A 1811-nucleotide genomic window follows, 5' to 3' on the forward strand; every position below is an offset into this window, starting at 1 on the left:
CGGACGCGGTTCCGATCGGTCGTCCGATCGCGAACACGCGTCTGTTCGTGCTGGATGGCGGTTTGCAGCCGGTTCCGGTGGGTGTGTCGGGTGAGTTGTATATCGCGGGTGCGCAGTTGGCCCGTGGGTATCTGGGTCGTGCGGGGTTGACGGCGGAGCGGTTTGTGGCGTCGCCGTTCGAGCAGGGTGGCGGGCGGATGTACCGCTCGGGTGATGTGGTGCGCTGGACGGCGGATGGCCGGCTGGAGTACCTGGGTCGTGCGGACGAGCAGGTGAAGATCCGTGGTTTCCGGATCGAACTCGGTGAGGTGCAGGCCGTGGTGGCCGGGCATCCGCAGGTGGCGCAGGCGGCGGTGATGGCGCGCGAGGACACTGCGGGTGACAAGCGCCTGGTCGCGTACGTGGTTCCCGACGAGGACGAGTCGGCGGGGATCGCCGAGGCGGTGCGCGGTTACCTGGGTGAGCGGTTGCCGGAGCACATGGTTCCTTCCGCGGTGGTGGTCATGGAGGCGCTGCCGCTGACCGTGAACGGCAAGGTCGACCGCAAGGCCCTGCCCGCCCCGGACTACACGGGCCTGGTCGGTGCGGGGCGGGGTCCGGCGACGGCGCAGGAGGAGTTGCTGTGCCAGGCGTTCGCCGAGGTCCTCGGCCTGGAGCAGGTCGGGGTGGAGGACGACTTCTTCGAGCTGGGTGGCCACTCGCTGCTGGCGACGCGGTTGGTGAGCCGGGTGCGTGCGGTGCTGGGTGTGGAGTTGCCGCTGCGGATGCTGTTCGAGCGTCCGACTCCTGCCGCGGTCGCGGCCTGGCTGGGTGAGGCCGGCGAGGGCCGGGCGCCGTTGGTGCCGATGGCGCGTCCGGAGCGGATGCCGCTGTCGTTCGCTCAGCGCCGCCTGTGGTTCCTGGGGCAGTTGGAGGGTCCGAGCACGACCTACAACATTCCGATGGCACTGCGGCTGACCGGGGACTTGGACCGCGGGGCCATCGATGAGGCGTTGCGGGATGTGGTCGGGCGTCACGAGGTGCTGCGCACGGTGCTGCCGGTGGCGGACGGTGAGCCGTACCAGCGGGTGCTGTCGCTGGAGGAGTGCGGCTTCGAGGTGTCGGTGGTCAAGGTGGCACCGGAGGAGCTGGAAGGGGCGGTGGCGGAGGCGGCCGGGTATGCGTTCGACCTGACCTCGGAGATTCCGCTGCGGGCGACGCTGCTGGCGCTCGGCGAGGCGGACCATGTGCTGGTGGTGTTGGTGCACCACGTGGCGGCCGACGGCTGGTCGACGGGGCCGTTGGCGCGGGATCTGTCGGTGGCGTATGCGGCGCGGGCCGCGGGTCGGGCACCGGAGTGGGAGCCGCTGCCGGTGCAGTACGCGGACTATGCGTTGTGGCAGCGGGAGGTGCTCGGGAGCGAGGACGATCCGGACAGTGTGCTGTCGGGGCAGGTGGCGTACTGGCGTGAGGCGTTGGCCGGGGTGCCGGAGGAGTTGGAGCTGCCGGTGGACCGCCGGCGCCCGGCGGTCGCTTCGCACCGCGGCGAGAGTGTGGAGCTGGCCGTCTCCGCCGAGACCCATCAGCGGCTGGCGGCGCTGGCTCGGGAGCAGGGCGCGACCCTGTTCATGGTGCTGCAGGCGGCGTTGGCGGTCACCCTGAGCCGGATCGGCGCGGGCACGGACATCCCGATCGGGTCGCCGGTCGCCGGGCGCACCGACGAGGCGCTCAACGACCTGGTCGGGTTCTTCGTCAACACCCTGGTGGTGCGCACCGACCTGTCCGGCGACCCGACGTTCACCGAGGTGCTGGAGCGGGTCCGCGGGGCCGCC

Annotated in this window: 1 protein-coding gene; it reads left to right on the top strand. The window is 71.3% G+C overall.

The window, feature by feature from the left end; translation table 11 throughout:
• A partial coding sequence (locus LN042_RS36690) for a condensation domain-containing protein (RefSeq protein WP_230055805.1) occupies window positions 1-1811 on the top strand: 1811 nt, incomplete at both ends.

Origin of the sequence: Kitasatospora humi (assembly GCF_020907985.1) — a bacterium.
GTDB lineage: Bacteria > Actinomycetota > Actinomycetes > Streptomycetales > Streptomycetaceae > Kitasatospora > Kitasatospora humi.